The following is a 24,858-nucleotide window of genomic DNA, read 5'->3' as shown; positions in this document are numbered from 1 at the left end:
ATTATACGCCTTTATTAAGGGAAATGTTGGAAAATGATTATGAAAGTTTTTTTGGCTTAAAAAGTTAATTTGTGATAGAATGAGCATAGATGTTGGAGGTGTTTAAATTGAGAAAACTGATTCACTTATTAACCAATCGATTAACAATTATTGGACTACTTTTACTTGCACAAATCATATTTATTGTGTGGTTTTTATATCAATTTACTCAAACATGGTATTACTTTCATTTTGCAACAATTATTATTGGTGCAATCTTTAGTTTATATATCATTACCAAAGATGAAAATCCTATGTTTCAATTAATCTGGGTTGTGTTTATCTTAATACTACCTCTTTTTGGAGTCATCTTCTATATTTATTCAAGAACAGAAAAGTTATCTTTTTCTAGACACAGCCTCATGATTTATTATAAAAAATTAAGAGAACAAGAAATGGCAAAAATCGAACATCATGAAACAGATGACTATAGAAAACATCAAGAATATTTAAGAGGATTATATTATCCATCATTTAGAAATACAAAATCTATATTTTTGAAAAATGGTGAAGTTAAATTATTCTACCTTTTAAAAGCTTTGAAAGCAGCGAAACACTTTATATTCATGGAATACTTTATCATTACAGAATCTAAAATGTGGAATGATATTTTGAATGTTTTAAAAGAAAAGGTGAAAGAAGGCGTCTTGATTCGTATTATGTATGATGATTTTGGATCAGCAACGAAACTACCTTTTCATTATCACAAGTATTTGAAAAAATTAGGTTTTGAAGTTATACGTTTTAATCCTATGAAATTACATATTAATTATGCGATGAATTACAGAGATCATAGAAAAATAGTCGTCATAGATAATAAATACGCATTTACAGGTGGATTTAATATTGGTGATGAATACACGAATAAAAAGAAAGTATTTGGTCATTGGAATGATGCAGGTATTATGATTGAAGGTAAAGCAGTTTGGGGAATGACGTTATTATTTTTAGAGAACTGGAGTTTTTCATCTAAAGATAAACAAATTGATTTTAACCGTTTCAATTTAACACATCAAGTAGAAAATGATGCTATTTATATACCATTTGGTGATATACCAACAGATAACCATTTAACAGCTAAAAGTATGTATCTACATTTAATTAACGATGCTAAACACTCAATTGATATAACAGCTCCTTATTTAATATTAGATAATGAAATTAAAACAGCACTGAAACTAGCTGCTGAAAGTGGCATTGATGTCAATATTATTGTACCGAGTATTCCAGATAAAAAACTGGTTTATATGGTATCCGAATCATATGTAGAAGAATTAATGTTATATGGTGTCAATGTGTATAAATATGTACCAGGGTTTATTCATTCTAAAATGATTATTTGTGATAAAGAGGTTGCAATGATAGGTTCTAGTAATTTAGATTTTAGAAGTTTATATATGCATCTTGAGAATAATCTTTGGCTCAATGATACTCAAACAATCGAAAAAATGAATTCATATATTGAAGAAACAAAAGAGGTGAGCATTAAGCTCACCCCGAAACACTTTAAAAAGAAATCTATACTCTATCGTATGATACAAACAATACTTAAAGGTTTCTCACCATTACTCTGATAATATAGAAAGTATGCGTTTCATGAAGAATGTCTTCTTGAAGCGCTTTTCTATAGAATAAGAAGCCATAAAAATAAGTGTACCTATAAGATTAGCAATAATATCAAACATCGTTTCACCTACATCCACTGAATAGATACCTTCCAGTGTCATTTGAGGTCTTCCTTGAGTGGTTGTAGAGAACAACTGATCAGAAGCAAACTCTAATAATTCCCAACAAGCAGCAATCATTAATGAAAAACTAAATATAAATATTAAGACATGTTTTAGTTTGATTGCTTGATAAAATTCAAGTCTAGAAATAAATACAAGTCCTACTAAAGTTGCTGAGTATCCAAAATATACATGGATTAATTTATCATAATGAATGGATTCATATAGGTTATAGAAGTTGAGTGTAGAACCTAAAAATACTGCAAAGAATATATAGATGGTTGAAAATGTGAAGACAAATCTATGTAATCCTTTTTTTAAATAAACCCCATAGATTAGTGTAGAAAGTGATAACACCATCGTCGCAATATGACTTGTTAGTCGTTTGGTTGGATCGATTCCGGTAATTAGAATTTGAATCCATAAATAAAGTGCAATCAATATCATGGATACTAATAATCCATAAATGAAACCACGCGTAATTTTTTTTGTCATAACAAATCCTCCTGGATATATTATATGACGAAGATTCGTAAAGTGCTATGATTTAGATACTGTTGAAAATCTACTTTTTTCATCAATATCATTAAATGCTTGAATAGATGCGACAACATGAGGTTCTAGTTTATGTTGTTGAATTACTTTTTCAGATAATCCTTGATGTGCAGTCATATGATGATATACAATTTCAATGATGTCTCTTGGAATAATTTCTTTTGGAACATTTTTAATTTCATCAAAGAAACGTAATGCATACATACTAGAAATCATATCATGGCCTTTATAATGACCGTTTTCTTTAGCTTGTGACTTACCTAAATCATGTAAGATAGATACGATTTTTAACACATCTGTTGGTGCATTTTTAATGCACATATTGATGTGTTCATCAATATCTTCTAGATGATAAGGGGACTCATGATTTTCAGTTAATTTAATAAATTCTGGTAAATAAGCTGCATTGATAAATTGTTTAACAGCTTGATTAATACCTTTATCCTCTGCAACTGAAACAAAATCTGAGTAATTTACATTAGGATTTAAAAATTTGGATTGACTGATTATTTTATAGGCATCACAATCCACACCTACTCTAGGAGCGCCCATAAATTTATACATGTCATTTAATACATAAAAAGGAACAACTTTTTCAAAACTACGTCGTTCATTTTGGAAATTAGCAAACATTAAGGGTTCTAATATCATATGAAGTTCAACATGATATCCTCGAGATTTGAATTTTTGATATAATTCGCCACGCATATTTCTTGATATATTGGTAGCATCATAGATTAAAGAAGTATCACATGAAAAGACACGCTCATGTAATATATCAAACACCAATTGATCGTCTGCTTTCGTATGGTGTTTTCTAAGTGTTTGAAATAACTCTAATCTAATAAAATCAGATGAGAAATGTGGTAATCCAAGTTGTTTTGCATATGTAGATTTACCAGATCCGGGAATACCGGATAGAATGATTGCTGTCTTCATTAAAACTCTCTCCTTCATACATGAATCTATGATATCATAGATACCTATGGTTTGACGCAATAATCCCATATTTTTAATAAATTTTTTAGAAAACGTTTTCTTTTATAGAATACCAAGCAATTTTTAAATTGAAGTACTAAAATAGAGTTATACATTCGGTTAAAACAATCATTTTTATAGGAGGAAATATAAATGAGTGAATCATGGAAAGGTTTTAAAGCTGGAGTTTGGGAGAAAGAAATCAACGTTTCTGATTTTATCCATAAAAATTACAGCGAATATTTAGGAGATGGAAGCTTCTTAGCACCAGCTATGGAAAGTTCTATCCAACTCAATGAAGCATTTAAAGATCTTTTAAAGCTTGAAAGAGAAAAAGGTGGCGTTATTGATTTAGATACTAAAGTAGCATCTACAATCGTTAGCCACAAACCAGGATACATCATTAAAGATGTTGAGAAAATTGTTGGACTTCAAACAGATGCACCACTAAAAAGAGGTTTTTTCCCTGAAGGTGGAATTAATGTTGCTGTAAAAGCTGCTGAATCTTATGGCTTTAAAGTTGAACAAGAAACAATTGATTTATATACAAACGTTAGAAAAACACATAATCAAGGTGTGTTTGATGCATATACAAATGAGATTCGACGTGCAAGACGTTCTCATATCGTAACAGGTTTACCTGATGGTTATGGTAGAGGTAGAATTATTGGTGATTACAGACGTGTACCTTTATACGGTGTAAGCAAATTAATTAAAGACAAAATCAATCAACAAAATAGCCTTACATTCCCTATGACTGAAGAAGTTATTCGCTTAAGAGAAGAAATTGCTGATCAAATCAAATCATTAAATGAATTGATTGAATTAGGTGATATGTATGGATTTGATTTAAGAAGACCGGCAAATGACTCATTTGAAGCAATTCAATGGTTATACTTTGCATATCTTGCTGCAGTTAAAGAACAAAATGGCGCTGCAATGAGTTTAGGTAGAGTGGATGCATTCTTAGATGTTTATATCGAAAGAGACTTAAAAGAAGGCAAATATAACGAAGTTGAAATTCAAGAATTCATGGATCATTTCGTCATGAAATTAAGAATGGTTCGTTTTGCTAGAACACCTGAATATAATCAATTATTTACAGGTGACCCAACATGGGTAACTGCAGTATTAGGTGGATTAAATAATGAAGGTGGTTCTTTAGTTACAAAGACTGCATTTAGATTATTACATACACTTTATAACTTAGGAACATCTGCAGAACCAAACCTTACAGTATTATGGAGTGAAAAGCTTCCTGAAGGATTTAAAAATTACTGTGCAAAAGTTTCTATTGATACATCAAGTATTCAATATGAAAGTGATGATACAATTCGTCCATATCACGGTGATGATTATGGTATCGCATGTTGCGTATCCCCAATGGCAATTGGTAAAGAAATGCAATTCTTTGGTGCAAGAGCAAATATTGCTAAAGCATTACTTTATGCATTAAATGGTGGACGTGATGAATTAAGCGGAGACCAAGTATTTGAAAAATCAAAACAAGATGTTTTAAAAGCTGATGTGTTAGATTTCGATACAGTGATGAAACGTTATGAAGCAACACTTGAAGAACTTGCAGAAGTTTACGTGAATGCTTTAAATATCATCCACTACATGCATGATAAATATGCATATGAAAAACTAGAAATGGCACTTCATGATCGAGATGTAAAACGTTTATTTGCTACAGGTGTAGCTGGATTAAGCGTTGTTGCTGACTCATTATCTGCAATTAAATATGCTAAAGTACATCCAATTTATGATGAAGCAACAGGATTAATCGTTGATTTTGAAACTGTTGGTGATTTCCCTAAATTTGGTAATGATGATGATAGAGTAGATGATCTAGCTGTAGAAGTCGTTACAAAATTCATGTCATACATCAGAAAGAATTATACATATAGAAACTCAGTTCCTACAATGTCTGTATTAACCATTACATCCAATGTTGTGTATGGTAAAAATACAGGAAATACACCAGATGGTCGTCGTAAAGGTGAACCGTTTGCACCGGGTGCTAACCCAATGCACGGTAGAGATAAATCTGGTGCATTAAAATCATTATTAAGTGTTGCTAAAATCCCTTATTCTGAATGTGAAGATGGTATTTCAAATACATTTACAATCATTCCAGCTGCTCTTGGTAAAAAGATTAAAGTAGAAGGTTCAATTGTTGAACTTGTTGATGACGTTCAAGTAACAAACCTTACTTCTTTATTAGATGGATATTTCACTTCAGGCGGTTATCATTTAAATGTTAACGTCTTTACAAGAGAAATGTTAAAAGAAGCTTATTTAAACCCAGATTTATATCCAAACTTAACAATTAGAGTATCCGGTTATGCTGTAAACTTCTCTAACTTAACCAATGAACAAAAGTTAGAAGTTATGCAACGTACTTTCCATGAAGGATTCTAATGTAACAGAAATCCTAGGTAATGTACATTCCATTGAAAATTTTGGTGCCTTTGATGGACCGGGATTAAGATATGTACTCTTTCTACAAGGTTGTCCATTAAGATGTAAGTTCTGCCATAATAGAGACACATGGGGAACAGAAGAAAACAAATTAATGACAGTTGATGAAATACTTAAGGATTACAAACGTTTCAAAGCCTTCTATAAAGGGGGTGGCTTGACTGTATCAGGCGGTGAAGCCACTCTCCAACTTCCTTTTTTAATAGAGTTATTCAAAGCATTTAAAAAGGAAGGAATTCATACATGCTTAGATACAGCAGCTGGAACTTTTAGAGAAAGCAGAATAGATGAGTTTGATGAATTACTTAAATATACAGATTTAGTTTTATTAGATATTAAACATATTGATGATGAGAAACACAAATGGCTAACAGGTGCTACCAATCAAAATATTTTGAAATTTGCAAAATATTCCAGTGATTTAGGTGTTCCTACAGTCATAAGACATGTGCTACTTCCAGAGATTAATTCCAGTGATGAAGATTTATACCGATTAAGATCATTTATTGACACAATGGAAAATGTAGTTGGTATTGATATCTTACCGTATCATAAAAAAGGTATTATGAAATGGGAAAAAATGGGCATTCCATATGAACTCGGTCATATTGAAGAGCCTACTGAAGAACTGATCAGTCATGCTGAGAACATTCTAAAAAACAATTATAAATTTATGAAATGAAAAGGGTTAAATGTATAACCCTTTTTATTTTTTGTATAAGTCTTTTTAGATGATACAACTTAAATATATCAAGTTTTTATACGATAGACATAATGTCTTTTGAACATATGAGAATCATGTGAAAAAATTCATAAAAACGTTTTCAATAATAAACTTAAAAAAATATGTTGAAATAATTCATAATTACGCTATAATTTCTATCAAAGCGATGAACAAGAGTAGTAATTAGACGGATAATCCTAGAGAACTGATGGATGGTGTAAATCAGTATTAGATATCTAATGAACGTGCTTGGGAGCCTTTAGGCATGTTCTAAAACATTTAGTAAGTCTAAACGTATCAGGCGTTAACGATAATAAGCTAGATATCTTTTTATCTAGAATTAAGGTGGTACCACGGATATTAAATTCGTCCTTAGCAGCAATGCTAAGGACTTTTTTATTTAAAAAAACAAAAAAGAAAAAGGAGATTAAAAAATGAAAAAAATATTATTAAGTATGATGATGGTAGCTGTATTTTTATTGGTGGCATGTTCTGAATCCAATGTCTATACATATATCCTTGATGAGTCCTATGATGGATTTATTACATTAGGAACATCTGCGGATTATCCTCCATATGAATGGCCAATGAATGTGGATGGAAAACAACAGATTGTTGGTATTGATATCGAGATTGCTAAACATATTGCTACTGCATTAAATAAAAACTTAAAGGTTGTCAACAAAGGATTTGATTTTCTATTAGAGGATCTTGATCAAGGTAAAGTTGATTTTGTTTTAGCAGGTATGACACCAACTGAAGAACGTATGGAAATCGTTGATTTTTCTAAGGTGTATTATGAAGCAATTCAGGTTGTACTCATTCAAGAAGTAAATAAGGATTTATATACGTCATTTGATAGTTTAAATCAATCTACGATTAGAATTGGTGCACAAACAGGTTCTATTCAAAAAGATTTAGCTGAAACATTTACAAATGCAACAAAACAATATATCCAAACGATTCCTGATTTAGTCTTAAGATTAAGTGAAGGACAAATTGAGGCACTTATTGTTGAAAAACCGGTAGCTGATGGATATATTTCTAATATAGAAGGGTTATATATTGCAGATTTCCTTATAGGGGATCCTGATGGAGGTTCAGCTGTTGCAGTTAAAAAAGGTAATAGTGAATTATTAGAAGTTATCAATGATGTGATTGATGAACTCATCACAAGTGGAGAAATGGATAGAATTGTTGAGGAAATGATTCTACTCAATAGTGGAAGTTAATGGATTTTAGTTTTTTATTAGAGTTTTATTATTGGGAAATATTTTTAAAAGGTCTTTCCATGACGCTATTATTAGCAGTCATGGCAGTAGTATTAGGGACACTTTTAGGATTTATTCCTGCCTTTATGAGAATAGGTAAAAATAAAGTACTCAATTTTGTTGCAACTGCGTATGTTGAATTAATTAGAGGAACACCTTTATTGGTTCAAGTATTACTTATTTATTCTTTTGTTAAAATACCAACCATGGTATTTATAGGAATTGAATTATCCAGTTTTATTCCAGGGATGTTGGCACTTTTAATCAATAGTAGTGCATATGTTTCAGAGGTTATTCGTGGTGGTATTTTATCTGTAGATAAAGGACAAAGAGAAGCAGGATTAAGTTTAGGGTTATCGGAACAAAAAACTCTTAGACTTATTATATTGCCTCAAGCCATTAAAAACATCATTCCTCAATTAGGTAATGAGTTTGTTACAATCATTAAAGAAACCTCTATCTTTATGTATTTAGGAATAGCAGAGTTAATGTATAGTGCACAAATCATTAGAAGTCAAACCTACCAAGTTAAGGAAGCTTATATTGTTGTTGCAGTACTCTATTTTGCATTAACATTCCCGACGAGTCGATTGATGAGTTACTTTGAAAAGAGGTTGAAAAGAAGTGATGAAAAATAACGTATTTGAACTCAGAAACATTCATAAAAAATTTAAAGATGGAACGGTTGCATTAAAGAATATTAACATCCAGTTTAAAGCATCAACTTTTACGGCATTAATTGGACCATCTGGTAGTGGTAAATCAACTTTAATTCGATTACTCAATTCACTAGAAACGCCTACAGAAGGGGATATTCTTTATTTAGGTGAGTCTATTTTAAATCCTAAATACGATATGATTAAGCACCGAACTGAAGTCGGTATGGTATTTCAAAGTTTTAACTTATTTCCTAATTTATCTGTTTTAGATAACATCAACTTAGCACAAACAAATGTCTTAAAAAAATCTAAATCAGAAGCAACTGAAACATCCTTAAAACTACTTGAAACATTTGGTTTATTAGAAAAAGCATATCAATATCCTAATCAATTATCAGGGGGTCAAAAACAAAGAATTGCAATCGTTCGTTCGCTGGCAATGAACCCTAAGGTTATGTTATTTGATGAACCTACTTCTGCGTTAGACCCTGAAATGGTAGGAGAGGTTTTAAGTGTGATGAAAACACTTAAAAATCAACATATGACCATTATTCTTGTGACACATGAAATGGAGTTTGCAAGATTATTTGCAGATGAGATTGTTGTCATGGATCAAGGTGAGATTATTGAAGTAAATGAACCAGAAGTATTATTTTCAAATCCAAAATCAGAGCGTACAAAGACATTTCTAAAGAGAATATTTGAACGTCCTTAGTGTATAATGGAGTATAGGTGATAACATGTTGATATTATTTGCACCATCCAAGACTTTTCACAGGGATGCAGTAAAAAAACCTTTAAAACTCTTTGATGAATTATTAACTCAATCTATTATTAATGAAATCAAAAGCCTTTCGAAATCTCAATTTCAAAAGGCTTTTCAACTTAGTTCTAATCTATTAGAAACTGCATATGATTATTATCATTCTTTTGACGATAATGCACCACTTCAGTCCTTTTCTTTATTTAAAGGAGAAGCATATAAATCATTAGACTACATGTCCTTAAATGAAATAGAAAAATCCTATATTCATAGACATGTGTATGTTATTGATGCACTCTATGGAATCATCAGACCACAGGATGGTATTAAACCCTACAGACTGGATTTTCACATAGATAGCAAGTATAAAAACATTTGGAAACATAAAGTTAATCAGTATTTAAAATCCCTTAATCAAGAGGTTTTAAGCTTAACATCCAGAGAGTTTGATAACTTAATAGACGCAAATACAGTTCCATTTTATGAACTTTCCTTTATAGACTGTAAGGAAGGAGTTTGTAAAAGAATTAGTGTTTTAAATAAACAACTCAGAGGAAAATTATTAAGATATCTTGCAAGTCATCAAATACATAAGGTAAGTGATTTACCTGAACAATTTGAAGGATATAGGAAGTTTGTCCATGGATATCATGTGGATTATAAGAAGAACGAATAAATTATATCCTCTATTGTGTATGTAGAAATAAATTCTTATTATTTTAGTATAATAAGTATGATAATAACTGTAGGAGGATTTTTATGACAAAAATCCAATACTTAAAAGATAATTTAAATGTTTTAGAAAATGAAATCATTATCTATGGTTCTGATAAATTTAAAATTGATTTAAAAATCAATCAAAGACTCGTCAATCAAAAACCTGGACAATTGATATTGGTTTCAGCAATTAATCCAACTTCAAGTGGAGAAGGTAAAACAACGGTTTCTATAGGTCTTGCTCAAGGATTTAAGAAACTTGGTAAAAACGTTATGCTGGCATTAAGAGAACCTTCAATGGGGCCAGTCTTTGGTATGAAGGGTGGAGCAACAGGTGGGGGTATGTCTGAGTTAGAACCTGCACTGGATATTAATATGCATTTTAATGGTGATCTACATGCAATTACTGCAGCGAATAACCTATTATCAGCACTCATTGATAATCATATTTATTTTGGTAATAAACTTAAATTTAAAACCATTTACTGGCAAAGAGCTTTAGATTGTAATGACCGCTCATTAAGAACGGTCGTAACGACACAAAGAGAAGATAAATTTAATATAACAGCCGCATCTGAGATGATGGCAATACTTGCACTTGCAAAAGATTTTAAAGATTTAAAAGATCGACTTAATTCCATCTTAATTGGTGTTGATGAAGATGGTAAGGATTTATTTGTTAAAGATTTAGAATGTATGGATAGTCTCGCAATGATATTAAAAGATGCAATAAAGCCAAACTTAGTATTTGCTAAAGAAATGGTACCTGCACTTGTTCATGCTGGACCATTTGCAAATATTGCACACGGATGTAACAGTGTTATTGCAACCAATACTGCATTAAGACTTTCAGACTATGTCATTACAGAAGCTGGATTTGGTGCAGATTTAGGTATGGAAAAATTTCTACATATCAAACAGCCTCATCTCATTCAACAGGTAGGTGTTGTTGTATTAGTTGCAACCATTAAAGCACTCAAACTTCACGGTGGAGTCGATGAATCTAATTTAGACGAAATGAATATAGAAGCACTCAAAAAAGGCTTAACAAACCTAGAAAAACATATAGAGAATGTCAAAAAATTTGGATTAAATGCAGTGGTTGCTATCAATAAATTCCCCAATGATTTAGATAGTGAAATTGATATTTTATATGAATGGGCACATCAAATGCTAGTTCCAATAGGCCTTTCAGAAGGATTTATGAAAGGCGGAGATGGGACAAAAGAGTTAGCAAAACTTGTCATAGATACATTAAGTAAAAAAAGTCATTTTAAACCACTTTATGATAACAACATACCGCATCAAGAAAAAATAACTCAAATTGCAAAAGAACTATATGGTGCAAATGCCGTTGAACTTTCCAAAAAAGCGATCAATAAACTCAAACAGTATAAAGATTTTAATTACCCTGTTTGTATTGCAAAAACACCACTTTCTTTATCGGGAAACCCACTTCTTAAAGGAAGACCTTCAGACTTTATATTAGAAATTAGTGATGTTAAAATTTCAAATGGTGCTAAGCAAATTGTTTGTTTAACCAAAGGTATTAATACTATGCCTGGTCTAAATGAACATCCAAGAGCGTTAGATTTTAAAATAAATGATGAAGGAGAATTGATATCATGATCCTAGACGGAAGAAAAACAGCAGACATTTTAAATGAACAATTAAAAGAAAAGGTTTTAAGATTAAATAGAAAACCAAGACTTGAAATTATACTTATTGGAGATGACCCAGCAAGTCATACTTATGTAAACTCAAAACTGAAACAAGCAAGTCAATTGGGAATGGAAGTTCATATAAACCATATGGATGAATCTGTATTAGAAGATGAAGTGATTCAGTTAATCACTTCATTCAATCAAAACAATCAAGTAGATGGTATTTTATTACAACTTCCTATACCTAAACATTTAAATGAAGTTCAACTGATGGAGTTGATTGATTTTAATAAAGACGTCGATGGTTTTCATACGATGAATCAAGGATTACTCTTTCAAAAAAGAGAAGGTATAAGACCTGCAACACCTAAAGGAATTATGATGTTATTAGATCATTATCATATACCCATTGAAGGTATGCATGTTGTCATTATTGGTAGAAGTCAAATTGTCGGTATGCCGCTTTCTAAAATGTTTATTGACCGAAATGCAACCGTTACAGTAACGCATTCTAAAACTAAGAATTTAAAAGAGCTAACGAAACAAGCAGACATTTTAGTAGCAGCATTAGGAAAACCTAAATTTGTAACTAAAGACATGGTTAAAATCGGTGCTGTAGTTATTGATGTAGGTATAAATAGAGTGGATAACAAATTAGTAGGTGATGTGGACTTTGATGAAGTAGCACCGATTGCATCCTATATCACACCAGTACCTAAAGGGGTTGGACCGATGACGATTTCAGCACTGGCTCATAATTTATATGAATTATATTTAAAGGGAGATAAAAATACATGAAGTTTATTTGGAGATTCTTAAAAATCACACTTATTGTGATACTTTCAATTGTTGTAACAATTTCAATATTTAACTTTTCACCATGGACGTTTTCTAATGTTGAAGGAACAAACCTTTTTAGAAAAGATGGAAAATATCCTTTAATCATACCGCATGGAGGCGCTAAAGACTTAGCACCTGAAAATACAATTTATGCATATGATATGTTGGTTCAGGAATTTCAAGCAGACGTGCTTGAAATTGATTTAGCATTGACCAAGGATAACATATTAATCTCACACCATGATTTAGAACTTGAGATGTCAGATGATTCTTATTTAAATGATGAACTTATTAGACTTTATACGTATCAAGAGATTATCACCGAATATGAAACCGATGATTACTATCTTGCAAGAAACTTTATGTATCCAGCAGATTATGATTATGATCCTTTAAAAGGTATAGAACCATTTAAAAACGAAACAGACGAACAAATTATGTCTAAAATGATACCTGCTAAATTAGAAGATATCTTTATGAATGTTGGTAGTGATGTATTATACATATTAGAAATCAAGGATTCACCGTCTTCACAAGGATATGATGAAAATATACATGATTTTGAACTGGCTGCTCAAACACTCATAGATTTGGTTGAACTCTATGAATTGGAAGCTAATGTGGTACTTGCATCATTTTCTGATGATGTAACAACTTATTTTAAAGAAAATGCACCAGATTTATACATCAATGCTGCAACTTCTGAAGTCACGATGTTTTCAATCTTTAGTGCATTCCATATAGATTTCTTCTGGGGTGTTAAATCAGAGGTATTAATTCTACCAATTCCTGAATCTATGAGTATAACAGGTGGAACTGCAAATCTTTTATCTATGTTACCAGGCTTTATTAGAGATAGTATTGCTATAAAAGATGATCAAGGTGTGTTTAGAGCAAACCTCATGCATCAACAAATTATAAATGATGCGCATAGAAAAAATATGGCAGTACTTTACTGGACAGTGAATGATAAAGAGACCATGAAGTTATTAATCCAAAATGGTGCAGACGGTATCATTACAGATAGACCAGATTACTTAATCCAAGTAATTCAAGAACTAGAACAAAACACATAAATCAATAATTTAAATCAGATAAGGTGTAACAGAAATTGTTACACCTTTATTATCATGTATCAGTTTAGATACAGGACAAAAACGGTGTGCAGTTTGAACAATTTTTTCTGCCTCGGATAAGTCCATATTTTCGATGGATGCGACCGCATCCAACGTAAAATGATAACGTGTTTTTTCATCGAAAAAGAGTTTTACCGTCACGTCCACTTTAGATTTTGAGTTTAGATTTTTAGCTTTCAAGATGGATATAATGGTTGCATTTAGGCAGGTTGCCCAAGCAGAACCAATAAGTTGTTCTGGATTTGTATGATGTTTATCCGCTTCTAAAACTGGGGATAATAAAACACTAAACCCATTATCTGCATCAACTTGACCTCTTGTGCCTTGGTGATTTGTAAGCGTTGTTTCATATATTTTTTTCATCGCTAAACTCCTTAAATAAATATAGTATTACTATATCATGACTCTATAAAAAACTAGAGCGAATCACATCATTAATAGGTGGGATTTATATAAATATAAAAGAAAATCTGATAGACGAATCCGGGATTCTTTTCTTTGATACAACCATAAAAACATCATGAAAAACACGATTGAATAAAGATAATGGGTAATAGAGATAGAAAAATCATAAAAATAGTGTTACAATAAGTTTGCTACGAGATAAAAAAAGGTGATAATATGAATATTTGGCACGATATCAATCCATCACGCATAACGCCTGAGCGTTTTGTTGTCTGTATTGAAATTTCAAAGGGAAGTAAGAAAAAATATGAATTGGATAAAGAAACTGGAATGATTATTCTAGACAGAGTACTCTATACATCTGCACATTATCCAGCAAATTATGGATTTATTCCAAGAACATATGCGGGAGATAATGACCCTCTAGATGTTCTCGTACTATGTCAAGAAGACATTGAACCGATGTCTTTGGTTGAATGTTATCCAATCGGTGTTATTAAAATGATTGACAGTGATGAAGTTGATGAAAAAATCATTGCCATACCATTTGGTGATCCATCCATGACTCAGTTTCAAGATTTAAAAGGTTTACCACATCATTTATTATCAGAAATTTCACACTTTTTTGAAGTGTATAAATCACTTGAAGGCAAAAGAACATACATCTTAGATATTGAAAGCCGTGAAGAAGCTATTAAAGTGATTAAAGAATCTATTGAACAGTATCAAGTTTATATATCAAAGAAAGAGAAGTAAAAGTTTATGGGAAGAGCGTTTGAAGTTAGAAAAGTCGCAATGGCAAAAACAGCAGCTGCCAAATCTAAAGTCTATTCAAAATTTGGAAGAGAAATCTATATGGCTGCAAAGTCAGGTACACCAGACCCTGAAACCAATCAAACATTAAAACGTGTGATTGAAAGAGCTAAAAAAGAACAAGTCACTGCAGATATTATTAAAAGAGCGATTGATAAAGCAAAAGGTGGTAGTGATGAAAACTATACTGAAATCCGATATGAAGGATTTGGACCTGGTAATAGTTTAATTATTGTTGAATGTTTAACAGATAACACAAACCGTACATTATCCGATGTTAGAACTTTATTTAATAAAGCATATGGTAAGTTAGGTGTTTCTGGTTCTGTACTACACCAATTTGAACACCGTGCAGTATTTGAAGTAAAAGCAACCGAAGATCAAATCTTAGAAGTTTTACTTGAAAATGATATTAACGTTTTAGATGTAGAAGTGGAAGATGAGTTTGTTACTATTTATGCAGAACCATCCGAGTATGGAAAAATTGGTGACACTTTAAAAGAAGTAAATTTAGAACCAACTCAAGAAATGATTGCATTTCTACCTATGACAACAGTAGAAATCAAAGATGCTGATGAGTTTGCTAAATTCGAAAGACTAGTTAATGGACTGGACGAATTAGATGATGTCAGCAACGTTTACCATAATGTAGTGATAGAAAATTAATAAACAATAAATAAAAACTCCTGGATTAAGTTACCTAAAGAAAGATTAGAGACTTAAAAAGGAGTTTTTTTATTTGAAATTTATTGTGTATTTATCAAAATGTATAGAGTGTATTGAGATTGAATATGAAAACATATATGTATCTAAAGATGTTAATGACTCCATTCATTTTAAGGATGGCTCGTTTGGTAATGTGAACTTGAGTACAGGAGAGTTTACATTTGAACTACCGAAATTTAGTTCCTCAAGTAACTATACACCTATTACTTTTGGAGGACAATTAGGGAGAAATGGTGAGGGATTATTAGGTTACAAGTTTAAATCCATATATGAATATGACTTTATTAAAGTAAAAGATACGATCACTCTAATAAACTATAATGGGGATAAGATTTGTTTTAGATTAGCTGAGATTGCACCATTTAGTTATGGATATCTGGCGTATGTTGATAATCAAAGATGGCTGCTTGTAGAATTCTCTGACAAATACGATCTATATGCAGGCTCAAACTTCATAACTTATGTAAAACATTACAATCATTGGGTTATTCGTATGCATAGCATGCATCAACAAACTCATAGAGTTATCCATAATTGGAGTAGTAATGGACAATACACATTGAATACGATTAAAACGGATCAAGTAGATGTTGTTGAAGAAAATCAAAAACTCAAAACATTGTATTTTCTTAATGAAAAAATACATGTTGAAAACACATATGTTTCCAACAGATTGACTGAATTCAAGGTATATCTTTGGGATAAGAGTATCGTAACATCCGATGAAAAAATACTGATGAATCATTTAGTTTTTACCTATGAAACTGTTTTAAATACATATAGAGTAAGTGAGATAAATAACTTAATTACACAAGAAAAAATTAAAATATTTTACACAAATACAACAACAAACATTGTACAAAGAATTGAACATATAGATAAATTGACGTATACACGCGTTTATAATTTTGATCTGGTTAAGAAAAAGTTCATAATTAATGATCAGTTTAATAGACAAACAACGGGTTACCTAGATGCTAGAAATCATATGACCAGAGTAATGGATGGTAAACGTTTCACGGTGCTCCATAAAGATAACAACAAATCTAAGTATCATTCAGATAATAGGTATAATTATATAAAAAATGCTGACTTTAAAGAAATAGATGTGAATGGTATTCCATTAAACTGGCAAGTGTTTGATTTGCAAAATGACCGTGTTATTCATAATCAGACAGTTAATGGAATAGCCAATCAACATGCATTTGAATTTAAACCAGGTAGTAACCTTAAACGAATGAGTCAAACAATGCAAGTTTTTGGAAGTAAAAATGATTGTTTTGTTGCATCTCTTTGGATCAATGGGTTAATCGGAAGTAGGATGACGCTTTCTATGACATTTATAAGTGATACTGCAAGTGATTATCATTTAACCAAGGAAATAATCCCATATGACAATGGATGGCAAGTGTTTACATTTGAGTTTGAAACAAACATAAACTACAACAGTATTTTACTGAGTATAAATTATCATAATCAAACACATGCTATCTTAGTTCATGATGTACGAGTCTATAAAGTCAATCAAGAACTTAATGAGATAATTGCAGCAAACGGAAATCCGGTGATTGAATATAATCAGTATAACTCAATTGACCAAGTGACATATCCATCAGGGGATTATATTAAGTTTCAATATTATCCAGATGGACAACCTTCACGTATGGAGTCATTATCAAAGGGTAGTAAAACAATCAAGGAATTTAATGAATCAGGAAATGTCATTAAAGAAACATTTATTGATGTAAAAGGAAGAATTAAAACTCAAGAGTATCTATATACTCCAAATACGAATCTTTTAAGTGAGAGTATAAATGAGTTGGGTGAACACACTCTATATACTTATGATCGATTCAATCGCTTGGTAGATGTTGTAGATCCAAGCGGTCTAGGACAATATAAAGCATATGATCAACTAGGAAGATTGTCTAAACTTACCAAACAGTTGAATCATCTAAAGGAAGATATTAGATTTAAGTATACCAACACAGATAAAATTCAAACCATTTCAAATGTATACAAACCAATGGTTGAGTATGGCTATACGATGTATGATTTAGTCAATTTAATTCGAATTGATGATCAAATATTGGAAAAATACAAGTATGAAACATTCATCAATAATCATATAACAGATTTAGTAAGTGAAATTCAGTATGGTGGTTTATCTTCAAGCAACAAACATAATTATGTATATGATGAAGAAGGAAGATTAACGGATGTATTTTATAATCAGAATCTTGAAAGTAAGTATACATATGATGATTATGGATTTTTAACAAAAGTTCAAAATCATCACATAGATATGATTTTAAACATGGACTACGATACCAGAAATCATCTATCAAAAATAGAAACCATGAAAAATGGAGTTTTAGATAGCAAATTATCATATCAACATACTGATTTAGGCGTACCTAAAGAAAAAGATGTTTTAATAGGAACCAACCTAATAAATTATAAATATGATAAGCAAGATAAGATCAATGAACTTGATGACAAGGAATTGAAAACATCAGTTTATTCTAGTGTAGCTCCCATACATTATCGTAAGATCTATGATGATGTTGGGAGAATCAAATCCAAAACATACAATAACCTACAACAAAAATATCAATATTATGAAGAAGATCACAAACTTAATTTAACACCAACAATTGAAACAATGATAGATGGTACTCAATATATTTATTCATATGACGAATTAGGAAATCTTATTTTTTCTGTACATATTGAAAATGAAAATGATATACTAGAAATGAAATCATATGTTTATGATGATTTTAAAAGGTTAGTTAAGGAAAGTTTTTATAACAATCAAAATGAGTGTTTGAAGTCATATACATATGCATATGACATGGATGGAAACATCTTAGAGAAATCAGTTGAAGATCATACAGGTATAGTAAATCGATTTGTTTATACATACTCAGATAGTATTAAAAATCGATTGAATAAAATAACTGAATTTGAAGGAACTGTATTTAAAAAAGAAAGTAATTTATCTTATAGTACTCAAACGCCATTCTTTCCATCTTCAATAGATGGAGAAGTAATTACCTATAAAGGAAGAGAAGTATCTAGTTATGGAAATCATCTATATACATATAACGATCAAGGGATACGTATAAAGAAAGAACTCTATAATTTATCAACTGTATACACCTTGGAAGGTAACAAGGTGATACAATCTAAGTATCATGATAGTGCTACTGAAGATACTGTAACGATTCAATATCATTATGATGAATTAGGTCAATTATTTGGATTAAGGTATAATGAAGTAGACTATATATACCAAAGAGATATCTTTGGTAGTATTATGGGTATAATAGATTTAGAAGGTAAGGTATTTGTTTCATATACCTATAACGGATTTGGTGAACCAAGTATTGATGTTCAAACAGAAGGTATGACATTAAATGACTTGGTCGTAGCATCCAAATTAAAAGATCATAATATATATATCTATAAAGGATATATATATGATCAAGATACAAAGATGTATTATTTAAATTCTAGGTATTATCATCCAAGCATAGGAAGATTTATTACACCAGATGATCCAAGCTATTTAAGTGTTGAAAGTATCAATGGATTAAATCTTTATGCTTATTGTGGGAATAATCCAGTGATGTATTCTGATGGGAACGGAACCATTGCGGTATCTGTCTTACTAGGAACTATTTTAATTGGAGCTTTGATTGGTGGTGTTGTCGGCGGAGGATTTGAAATAGGTAGGCAGATTATTTTTGAAGGTGACTTAAACGACTGGAACAAAGTTGGATTAGCAGCATTAAGCGGAGCTGTGTCAGGAGCGTTAACAGCAATACCGATACCTGGAACGGGTTTTCTAAGTTGGGTTGGAACCTTTGCGCTAGGTGCTGCCGGAAGTTTGGCATCAGGAGCAATTACAGGTACAGTTGATTTTAGTAATCCGTGGTCAATAGCCTTGGCTATTGGAATTGGTGGATTTGCTAACGTTGCAGCGCGAGGAATAAGCAATGCAATATTAAGTAATAAAGCCGAGGTAATTTTTAATCAAGGTAGTAAGGCTAAATCATTGGCAGTACAGCAATTGCAAGGACATGCAAGAAACATGGGATCGACCGCGTTAAAAGGTAGTATGAGGAATGCATTTAAGGGTACTTCGCTTGCAACTATAAAGGATTTAATAACAAACGTAAATCCTTTTATAAGATATGGAATCTATTCAAGTATTAATTCTGCAGCGATGTCGACTTTTCCGTATATCTTTGTTTAGGAGGTAATATGATGTATTTGAGTTTAACAATAGTTCCCTTAATGGTTGGTATAGTTACTCCACTAGTGTTTGGGTTATTGAGAAAATCTAACTTAAAAAAAGAAGTAAAGATGAACAAGCAAGATTTTATCATGTGCTATTCGTTGACTTGGGCATGGGTTTCACTTTTTACTTCAATAGGATTGATTTTGATTTTAGTCTTGTTGAATATTTTTGACGAAGTGAGACTGGGGGTTAATATTTTAGTGATACCTTTTATAGTTCTATTTCTTTTCGGTGTTTATGCTTTTATCAGAGAAAAGATCGTAGTTAAAGAAGATACGATAACCGTAACTCCGATATTTGGAAAGACAAGAAGTTACACGTTTTTCGAAATAAAAAAACTGCAAGAAGTTACTTGGTCGAATGGGACAACATCATACAAGGTATGCAAAGACAAAAAACTGTTTTCAGTTTCTAATTCCGTTCCAGGCTATAATTTATTTATGGAGAGAATAAGAGAAATGAATATTAAAATTGAATCAGCCTTGGACCAAACACAAAACAAAAAAAGCAAGAATAAAAATCGCTTATAGGTAATAGTACCAGAAATACCTACAATTTGTACCTAATGTTTCACAGAAAAGATGATACGAAAATCAAGTCATACTATGATTGGTTATACAATTGTAGATTTTAAAAGAATACTAAGAAATATTTGGACATCAACTTGTTGGTGGTGCTGGAACAAGTGCTAATGGCATTGGTGCAATCAACAATGGAATTAGTTTAATGGCTTTTGGTCCGGTCGGATGGATTATTGGTACAGTAGGCATAATAGCAGGAATTGCGACTATTGCATTTGGTGGTGCAGAGATACTACAGCATTTTACTAGTGATAATTGGATTCAAGATTCTACTGGATGGGACAATGAGTTGTATAATGGATTGTATATTGGGGTCAATATTCTGTCAACAATTACAACTGTTGGTGGGAATATTTATAAAAAACATATGACTAGAACTGGAACATCAAGTACACCAAATACAGGAAAAAAATATACAAGATATATTCAAAATTCAAATGATGGGTCACCAATGAGAGTTACTCAATACAACGGTAAAGGAAATCAAAGTTGGCGTATAGACTACGTTGGGAGATCACATGGGGGTTTTTCAACACCGCATAAAGTCATTTATGCGTATAATAAGAACGGACAACCAGTAAAAAACTTGATAAGATATATAAACTGGACTAAGAAAATTCACTGGTGGTATATATAGACAAGAATAGGTGGGAGACGGAAATGGGTGTGCTCACATGGGGAAAACTTAAATTTAAGTATAAACCATCTAAAATTAATAATTTTGAACAGGAGAAGATATGGGTTATATTTGATATTCCTGATGATAAGGTACCTTTTCCTCTTCATGTTTCACCTTTAGAATCAAATGAGATTTTTTTTGACATTCTATGTGATTTTAGCTTGCATTATGATATAAATCCAAATATACGTCCGGATGATTATATGCATAACGATATTTTCTTTTCATTGCAGTATACTAAGCTGAATCAACAAAAAGAGACACCGATTTTAAGTGTGGAATTATATGAAAGATTAAACAGTTTAAGACGGATATTTGATAAATTACTACAAATTGATAATGTAGAAAAAATAACAATATTTAATACAGAGTTGGGCTCAAACACATACTTGATAGACTATACAAAAGTTGATTGGAGTTCGGAATCCTTTGCATACAACTTTTTCAAAGAAATGAATAAAAAAAGGTATGTTTACTCCAACAATCCAAATCGAGTTTAAAGCACCAGATATCGTTTAAGAAAAAGAGAATTATAGGATGGTAGAAGTTTGTATTCTTATTATGCGGAAAGTGGCTATATAAATAGTCACGTTATCGCGGACTTAACTGTTCTGGTGTTAAGTATGAACAAGTTGTATTTAATATGGTATTTAAAATGAAGAACGTCTAAAGAGTACATAATTCTGTATAAATAAGAATCCTAAATTCTTAACAGTAATCTGTACTCTTTTTTATTGATTACCTTTATAATTATACAAGTCAATTATTTAGATTAAGGTATAATGAAGTAAATAATATATAGTTATATATATCAATGGATTGAACCTATATGCTTATTGTGGGAATAATCCAGTGATGTACCTAAATAGCGTCGGATATAATTTGTAAGTGTAAATAACTCAGCTGGTCGATTTAGAGCATTAGTCAGTACAAGCATTTCTACTACTGGTACTGGGGTGAATCCAAGTTGGAGTATGGCTTCATTAAGGCTATTTGCCAACCATGTTAATAAAACAAATTATTCTTTCAAACTGATAAACAATCTGAGTGCAAGTCTGCTAATAGGAAATATATCATATACCGTTACGGCATCTGATAATAATCCAGGACTATTCTACTCATATTCAAATTATGGGTTTGACAGCGTTGGATATGGAGCCGGTGTTAACGTAGGTGGTTGGTTAGGATTAGAATTTTTTGCAGCAACTCCAGGAGATATTGGTATTGGTCTGCAGGTAACGCCATGGGTTCATGGAGGAGCACAAATTGGTTTGAGTGGAATAGGAATGACAATCGGTATGGATGCTGATTTAATTTCTCACGATCTATCCATTAATATTGGTTGGGGAACAACAGGATTAGTTGCACTATCAATGATACCAATTCCTGGGGCAAGAGCTGCAGCTGCTACCGTAGCAGCGGTTATCTTCCTTGTTGGATGGTTCAGATATGGAGATGGAGGGCATTACTTTTAATGAATAAAAATAAGAAACAAATCAACTCATTTTATGAAGACACAAAAAGATTAAAGCATACTTATTTAATAGTGACAATGCTTTTCTATGTGGGTTTCATTTTTGGTACATGTGCAATAGTTGTTTATCACTTTATTTCACCTACTGAATTATTAGATTATTATCAACCTAGTGGGTGGGATATTATTGATACCATTGTTTGCTTATCATTTGCAATCATATTTAACGTTATTATAGTAAAATCAGAGAGATTTAATTACTATATTAAAATCACAGAAAACGAAATTGAATTCTCTTTAAAAGGTAAAATAACCAAGTATGAAACATCTAATTTGATAGAATATAAGATTGTTGGTAAATATGTTTTCTATAAAGAGTATGTATTGATTTTTGCAAATCAAATAAAAATTATGATTATCACAAAAAAAGAACAAGAATTAAAGCACATGCTTGATATATTGATATTAAAAAACATCATTGTAGAATGAATAATAAATTTTTGAATACTTGCTTGTGTGAACGAATAAAAAAATAGCCCAAATTAAGACGTTATTTTTGAGGATCTATAAATTTAGTTTTCAAGTGTGCGTAACGGAGCTATACTAATGGCCACGTTATCTTGTACTAAACTGTACCTAAAAAGGTGACTTGTTGGCCTTATATAAATGTCAACATAAGAGTACACAATACTGTGCATATAAGAATCCTAAATTCTTAACAGTGATGTGTACTCTTTTTTTGATACATTAGCTTTATAATTATACAAGCCAATTATTTAGATTAAGGTATAATTAAGTAGATTATATAGACCAAAGAGATAGGCGGCTTTGGTAGTATTATAGGTATAATTGATTTAGAAGGTAAGGTATTTGTTTCTTATACCTATAATGGATTTGGTGAACCAAGTATTGATGTTCAAACAGAAGGTATGACATTAAATGACTTGGTCGTAGCATCCAAATTAAAAGATCATAATATATATATCTATAAAGGATTATATATATGATCAAGATACAAAGATGTATTATTTAAATTCTAGGTATTATGATCCTAGAATCGGAAGATTTATTACACCAGATGATCCAAGCTATTTAAGTGTTGAAATATCAATGGATTGAACCTATATGCTTATTGTGGGAATAATCCAGTCATGTACCTGGATTGCAGCGGACATTCTTGGGAATCATTTTGGGAAGTAACTCGATGGGTAGCTGTAGGTGTAGTTGGTGCTCTTGCAGTTGGAGCAATCGCTGCAGGTATCATTATATCTGGTGGACTTGGCGCAGTATTAATTGGTGCAGGTGCAGGAGCAATTTTAGGTGGCCTTACAGGAGCATCAATCGCAGTAAGTAATGGTACGGATATTTCAACCGGAATTTTAAGTGGTGCAATTAAGGGAGCTGCATTGGGAGCTGCAGCACCATTGTCTGGATTTGGGTTAGCAGGCTTTGGAACTATGATCGGAACAACATTTATTGCAGGAAGTGCTTCCTATGCTATAGATAGATTTGGAAATGGTAACTCATTTAATCTAGGGGACATGTTAATTGTTGGTGGATCAACGTCAATCCAAGGAATGCTGTCCTTTGGAGTTGGGAAACTATTTAATATTGGAGGTAAAGTAGACTTAGTAACTAAACTAACAATATCTTATTTATCAAAAGTTTATGCAGGTCATATAGGTTTTGCTGTAGATTTAATAACAAGTTACGCAATAGGAAGTCCGTGGACAGCTCAAGAATTAGCAACAAACTATGCAGCTATTTGGCTATCCTAAGAAAAGAGAAATAATTATGGATATTATCTTAAGAAAAAAAAGACTTAAACATGAATATGTTTTTTATTCAAATCAAATTATAATCAAAAAAAATAGTGAAGTTGTTAGACAAATCACTACGGCAGATATAGTTGAAGCTACATATAATGAAAAATTTGGACTTATAGATTTTATCATGATATTTTTTGGAAATGTAAGACCGTATAATAATTTTCCTAAAGCTTTAGTTATACTTCTTAAATCAAAACCCAAATATATAAGTATTAAATTAAAGAAGGATGAATATGAAATATTAAAACAAAAATTCAATGTAAAAATTGATGTAATTTAAGTGATTTTATTCTTTTTAATGAAATGTATAGAAAAATAGTTTCAGTAGATATAATATAAGAAAAAAGGTACATTTGGTATCAAAGGTATTTGATATTTATGATAAACTTTTGGATTTTAAAGTAGCTGGTAATGATTTTCTCGATCAGTTTCATGCAACAAACAGCACCAAATAACACCGAATAAGTTTAGTTTCACTGTTACGC

Annotated in this window: 25 protein-coding genes and 1 other annotated feature; of the genes, 21 read left to right on the top strand and 4 right to left on the bottom strand. The window is 31.3% G+C overall.

The features are described from left to right. Window positions 1–107: 107 nt before the first annotated feature. Window positions 108–1,613: a cardiolipin synthase gene (gene cls, locus B5X49_RS06970; protein ID WP_045749904.1), complete on the top strand. Its 1,506-nt coding sequence runs from the start codon at window positions 108–110 to the stop codon at window positions 1,611–1,613. On the opposite strand, the gene B5X49_RS06965 is transcribed toward cls, so the two are convergent. Continuing rightward, window positions 1,605–2,261, bottom strand: coding sequence for a DUF2238 domain-containing protein (locus B5X49_RS06965; protein ID WP_045749903.1), 657 nt, complete (start codon window positions 2,259–2,261; stop codon window positions 1,605–1,607). The two genes, cls and B5X49_RS06965, sit on opposite strands and share 9 nt — an antisense overlap. A 45-nt stretch (window positions 2,262–2,306) precedes the next feature. Then, window positions 2,307–3,260, bottom strand: coding sequence for an AAA family ATPase (locus tag B5X49_RS06960; RefSeq protein WP_045749902.1), 954 nt, complete (start codon window positions 3,258–3,260; stop codon window positions 2,307–2,309). 192 nt (window positions 3,261–3,452) lie between these two features. Between B5X49_RS06960 and pflB the strand changes: the two genes are divergently transcribed. From pflB to B5X49_RS06915, 9 genes are all read left to right on the top strand, one after another. Continuing rightward, window positions 3,453–5,723, top strand: a complete 2,271-nt coding sequence (gene pflB / locus B5X49_RS06955; RefSeq protein ID WP_045749901.1) for a formate C-acetyltransferase — start codon at window positions 3,453–3,455, stop codon at window positions 5,721–5,723. Further along, a complete protein-coding gene (gene pflA, locus B5X49_RS06950) occupies window positions 5,710–6,465 on the top strand; it encodes a pyruvate formate-lyase-activating protein (RefSeq protein ID WP_045749900.1) in 756 nt (251 codons plus the stop codon). Before pflB ends, pflA begins: the two co-directional genes overlap by 14 nt. A 199-nt stretch (window positions 6,466–6,664) precedes the next feature. Next, window positions 6,665–6,884: a binding site (T-box leader), on the top strand. Between the two features lie 57 nt (window positions 6,885–6,941). After that, the gene (locus B5X49_RS06945; RefSeq protein ID WP_052670137.1) at window positions 6,942–7,739 is read left to right on the top strand and encodes a transporter substrate-binding domain-containing protein; all 798 of its coding nucleotides are present in this window, start codon (window positions 6,942–6,944) and stop codon (window positions 7,737–7,739) included. Beyond that, window positions 7,739–8,416: an amino acid ABC transporter permease gene (locus tag B5X49_RS06940; protein ID WP_045749899.1), complete on the top strand. Its 678-nt coding sequence runs from the start codon at window positions 7,739–7,741 to the stop codon at window positions 8,414–8,416. The genes B5X49_RS06945 and B5X49_RS06940 overlap by 1 nt, the downstream gene beginning before the upstream one ends. Next, window positions 8,406–9,152, top strand: a complete 747-nt coding sequence (locus tag B5X49_RS06935) for an amino acid ABC transporter ATP-binding protein (RefSeq protein WP_045749898.1) — start codon at window positions 8,406–8,408, stop codon at window positions 9,150–9,152. Before B5X49_RS06940 ends, B5X49_RS06935 begins: the two co-directional genes overlap by 11 nt. 25 nt (window positions 9,153–9,177) lie before the next feature. Further along, window positions 9,178–9,876, top strand: a complete 699-nt coding sequence (locus B5X49_RS06930) for a YaaA family protein (protein ID WP_045749897.1) — start codon at window positions 9,178–9,180, stop codon at window positions 9,874–9,876. 83 nt (window positions 9,877–9,959) lie between these two features. Then, window positions 9,960–11,546, top strand: a complete 1,587-nt coding sequence (locus B5X49_RS06925) for a formate--tetrahydrofolate ligase (RefSeq protein WP_045749896.1) — start codon at window positions 9,960–9,962, stop codon at window positions 11,544–11,546. After that, complete coding sequence (locus tag B5X49_RS06920) at window positions 11,543–12,379, top strand: bifunctional 5,10-methylenetetrahydrofolate dehydrogenase/5,10-methenyltetrahydrofolate cyclohydrolase (RefSeq protein WP_045749895.1); 837 nt, start codon at window positions 11,543–11,545, stop codon at window positions 12,377–12,379. The genes B5X49_RS06925 and B5X49_RS06920 overlap by 4 nt, the downstream gene beginning before the upstream one ends. Then, on the top strand, window positions 12,376–13,497 hold the full coding sequence (locus B5X49_RS06915) for a glycerophosphodiester phosphodiesterase family protein (protein ID WP_045749894.1): 1,122 nt from the start codon (window positions 12,376–12,378) through the stop codon (window positions 13,495–13,497). The genes B5X49_RS06920 and B5X49_RS06915 overlap by 4 nt, the downstream gene beginning before the upstream one ends. Window positions 13,498–13,506: 9 nt before the next feature. Here the strand turns inward: B5X49_RS06915 and B5X49_RS06910 are convergent, their stop codons facing one another. Beyond that, window positions 13,507–13,920, bottom strand: coding sequence for an OsmC family protein (locus tag B5X49_RS06910; RefSeq protein ID WP_045749893.1), 414 nt, complete (start codon window positions 13,918–13,920; stop codon window positions 13,507–13,509). A gap of 258 nt (window positions 13,921–14,178) precedes the next feature. Here B5X49_RS06910 and B5X49_RS06905 point away from each other — a divergent pair, with 258 nt between their 5' ends. The 6 genes from B5X49_RS06905 (at window position 14,179) to B5X49_RS06880 (ending at window position 21,570) form a co-directional block, all read left to right on the top strand. Next, a complete protein-coding gene (locus B5X49_RS06905) occupies window positions 14,179–14,718 on the top strand; it encodes an inorganic diphosphatase (RefSeq protein ID WP_045749892.1) in 540 nt (179 codons plus the stop codon). 6 nt (window positions 14,719–14,724) lie between these two features. Next, window positions 14,725–15,441 (top strand): YebC/PmpR family DNA-binding transcriptional regulator, encoded by a 717-nt coding sequence (locus B5X49_RS06900; RefSeq protein WP_045749891.1) that lies wholly within the window; start codon window positions 14,725–14,727, stop codon window positions 15,439–15,441. 73 nt (window positions 15,442–15,514) lie between these two features. Further along, on the top strand, window positions 15,515–19,765 hold the full coding sequence (locus B5X49_RS06895) for an RHS repeat-associated core domain-containing protein (protein WP_045749890.1): 4,251 nt from the start codon (window positions 15,515–15,517) through the stop codon (window positions 19,763–19,765). Between the two features lie 11 nt (window positions 19,766–19,776). Further along, window positions 19,777–20,340, top strand: coding sequence for a DUF6560 family protein (locus B5X49_RS06890; RefSeq protein ID WP_045749889.1), 564 nt, complete (start codon window positions 19,777–19,779; stop codon window positions 20,338–20,340). Window positions 20,341–20,536: 196 nt separating this feature from the next. Further along, on the top strand, window positions 20,537–21,028 hold the full coding sequence (locus B5X49_RS06885) for a polymorphic toxin type 24 domain-containing protein (RefSeq protein WP_045749888.1): 492 nt from the start codon (window positions 20,537–20,539) through the stop codon (window positions 21,026–21,028). 23 nt (window positions 21,029–21,051) lie between these two features. After that, window positions 21,052–21,570: a hypothetical protein gene (locus B5X49_RS06880; RefSeq protein ID WP_045749887.1), complete on the top strand. Its 519-nt coding sequence runs from the start codon at window positions 21,052–21,054 to the stop codon at window positions 21,568–21,570. A gap of 311 nt (window positions 21,571–21,881) precedes the next feature. Here B5X49_RS06880 and B5X49_RS07800 read toward each other — a convergent pair whose 3' ends face one another. Further along, a complete protein-coding gene (locus B5X49_RS07800; RefSeq protein WP_281491757.1) occupies window positions 21,882–22,007 on the bottom strand; it encodes a hypothetical protein in 126 nt (41 codons plus the stop codon). 334 nt (window positions 22,008–22,341) lie between these two features. On the opposite strand from B5X49_RS07800, the gene B5X49_RS07630 reads away from it, so the two are divergent. The 5 genes from B5X49_RS07630 (at window position 22,342) to B5X49_RS06860 (ending at window position 24,653) form a co-directional block, all read left to right on the top strand. After that, on the top strand, window positions 22,342–22,545 hold the full coding sequence (locus B5X49_RS07630) for a hypothetical protein (protein ID WP_143228549.1): 204 nt from the start codon (window positions 22,342–22,344) through the stop codon (window positions 22,543–22,545). Beyond that, a complete protein-coding gene (locus B5X49_RS06870) occupies window positions 22,545–23,033 on the top strand; it encodes a hypothetical protein (protein WP_045749885.1) in 489 nt (162 codons plus the stop codon). Before B5X49_RS07630 ends, B5X49_RS06870 begins: the two co-directional genes overlap by 1 nt. A 480-nt stretch (window positions 23,034–23,513) precedes the next feature. Further along, a complete protein-coding gene (locus B5X49_RS07625; RefSeq protein ID WP_308506982.1) occupies window positions 23,514–23,663 on the top strand; it encodes an RHS repeat-associated core domain-containing protein in 150 nt (49 codons plus the stop codon). Further along, window positions 23,660–24,322: an RHS repeat-associated core domain-containing protein gene (locus B5X49_RS06865; protein WP_143228548.1), complete on the top strand. Its 663-nt coding sequence runs from the start codon at window positions 23,660–23,662 to the stop codon at window positions 24,320–24,322. Before B5X49_RS07625 ends, B5X49_RS06865 begins: the two co-directional genes overlap by 4 nt. A gap of 16 nt (window positions 24,323–24,338) precedes the next feature. Further along, window positions 24,339–24,653: a hypothetical protein gene (locus tag B5X49_RS06860; RefSeq protein WP_045749883.1), complete on the top strand. Its 315-nt coding sequence runs from the start codon at window positions 24,339–24,341 to the stop codon at window positions 24,651–24,653. The last annotated feature ends 205 nt before the right edge of the window (window positions 24,654–24,858 follow it).

This window comes from Acholeplasma oculi (assembly GCF_900166985.1).
In the GTDB taxonomy this organism is placed as follows: domain Bacteria; phylum Bacillota_I; class Bacilli_A; order Acholeplasmatales; family Acholeplasmataceae; genus Acholeplasma; species Acholeplasma oculi.
This window is presented reverse-complemented; position numbering and strand designations above follow the sequence as displayed.

Excerpts from the sequence above, each read along its gene's own strand:
- B5X49_RS06965 (WP_045749903.1), bottom strand. The coding sequence starts at position 2,261 with ATGACAAAAAAAATTACGCGTGGTTTCATTTATGGATTATTAGTATCC.
- B5X49_RS06960 (WP_045749902.1), bottom strand. The coding sequence starts at position 3,260 with ATGAAGACAGCAATCATTCTATCCGGTATTCCCGGATCTGGTAAATCT.
- pflB (WP_045749901.1), top strand. The coding sequence starts at position 3,453 with ATGAGTGAATCATGGAAAGGTTTTAAAGCTGGAGTTTGGGAGAAAGAA.
- pflA (WP_045749900.1), top strand. The coding sequence starts at position 5,710 with ATGAAGGATTCTAATGTAACAGAAATCCTAGGTAATGTACATTCCATT.
- B5X49_RS06945 (WP_052670137.1), top strand. The coding sequence starts at position 6,942 with ATGAAAAAAATATTATTAAGTATGATGATGGTAGCTGTATTTTTATTG.
- B5X49_RS06940 (WP_045749899.1), top strand. The coding sequence starts at position 7,739 with ATGGATTTTAGTTTTTTATTAGAGTTTTATTATTGGGAAATATTTTTA.
- B5X49_RS06935 (WP_045749898.1), top strand. The coding sequence starts at position 8,406 with ATGAAAAATAACGTATTTGAACTCAGAAACATTCATAAAAAATTTAAA.
- B5X49_RS06930 (WP_045749897.1), top strand. The coding sequence starts at position 9,178 with ATGTTGATATTATTTGCACCATCCAAGACTTTTCACAGGGATGCAGTA.
- B5X49_RS06925 (WP_045749896.1), top strand. The coding sequence starts at position 9,960 with ATGACAAAAATCCAATACTTAAAAGATAATTTAAATGTTTTAGAAAAT.
- B5X49_RS06920 (WP_045749895.1), top strand. The coding sequence starts at position 11,543 with ATGATCCTAGACGGAAGAAAAACAGCAGACATTTTAAATGAACAATTA.
- B5X49_RS06915 (WP_045749894.1), top strand. The coding sequence starts at position 12,376 with ATGAAGTTTATTTGGAGATTCTTAAAAATCACACTTATTGTGATACTT.
- B5X49_RS06910 (WP_045749893.1), bottom strand. The coding sequence starts at position 13,920 with ATGAAAAAAATATATGAAACAACGCTTACAAATCACCAAGGCACAAGA.
- B5X49_RS06905 (WP_045749892.1), top strand. The coding sequence starts at position 14,179 with ATGAATATTTGGCACGATATCAATCCATCACGCATAACGCCTGAGCGT.
- B5X49_RS06900 (WP_045749891.1), top strand. The coding sequence starts at position 14,725 with ATGGGAAGAGCGTTTGAAGTTAGAAAAGTCGCAATGGCAAAAACAGCA.
- B5X49_RS06890 (WP_045749889.1), top strand. The coding sequence starts at position 19,777 with ATGTATTTGAGTTTAACAATAGTTCCCTTAATGGTTGGTATAGTTACT.
- B5X49_RS06885 (WP_045749888.1), top strand. The coding sequence starts at position 20,537 with ATGGCTTTTGGTCCGGTCGGATGGATTATTGGTACAGTAGGCATAATA.
- B5X49_RS06880 (WP_045749887.1), top strand. The coding sequence starts at position 21,052 with ATGGGTGTGCTCACATGGGGAAAACTTAAATTTAAGTATAAACCATCT.
- B5X49_RS07800 (WP_281491757.1), bottom strand. The coding sequence starts at position 22,007 with ATGCTTGTACTGACTAATGCTCTAAATCGACCAGCTGAGTTATTTACA.
- B5X49_RS06870 (WP_045749885.1), top strand. The coding sequence starts at position 22,545 with ATGAATAAAAATAAGAAACAAATCAACTCATTTTATGAAGACACAAAA.
- B5X49_RS06860 (WP_045749883.1), top strand. The coding sequence starts at position 24,339 with ATGGATATTATCTTAAGAAAAAAAAGACTTAAACATGAATATGTTTTT.